1 pseudogene is annotated in these 659 nt (G+C 35.5%); it reads right to left on the bottom strand.

Annotated elements, in window-relative coordinates:
- Window positions 1-486 (bottom strand): annotated as a pseudogene (locus tag WMO14_RS12880) (transposase); the annotation flags it as partial.
- Window positions 487-659 lie beyond the last annotated feature (173 nt).

Here is a 659-nt window from a genome sequence, read left to right on the forward strand (position 1 = left end):
AAATAGACAATGGAATAGCGTTCCTGTAGTTTTCGTTCATGGAATGCAGTAACGTTTTCTTGAGTCAACTGGGTGATATTTGAAACCGTAGCTGGTGAGTAATGATGACCAAACATCTGTTCGATTAAATTTGCGATTTCTCTTGTTGTTACACCTGTTTGATAAAGCTTAATAATCATTTTTTCCAGCTCATCATCTCTTCTTGAAGTAAGAAGGAATGGCTTTAGGGACAAATTCGCCATTACGATCTCTTGGAATAATGAGGTTTAAAGTTCCGTATTTGGTTTCAAACTTACGTGTGTAAGAACCGTTGCGACTATTTCCTGAGTTGTAGCCACTAACATCATAGGGTTCATATCCTAGAACAGAGGTCAACTCTGCCTGTAGAAGCTCATTTAGGGCTTGTTCCATAGAAGCACGGAAATACTCATTAATGTCTGAATGATTAGCTAGAAATGTGGTTAAATCTGTGATAAACTGGGTCATGGGAATAAATCTTTCTAGTAGTATTTTTGGTATAACTCTACTATACAGGATTTATTCCTTTTTTGCGTTTACACAGGATATTGTACACTCTCAAAATAGCTGTCGTGAATAAATACTTATCTTAATTAAAATTATTTATATCTTAGAATTTCAAGGATGTTCTGTCTGCTGAG

This window comes from Lachnospira rogosae (ex Hitch et al. 2025) (genome assembly GCF_040096455.1).
Lineage (GTDB): Bacteria > Bacillota > Clostridia > Lachnospirales > Lachnospiraceae > Lachnospira > Lachnospira rogosae.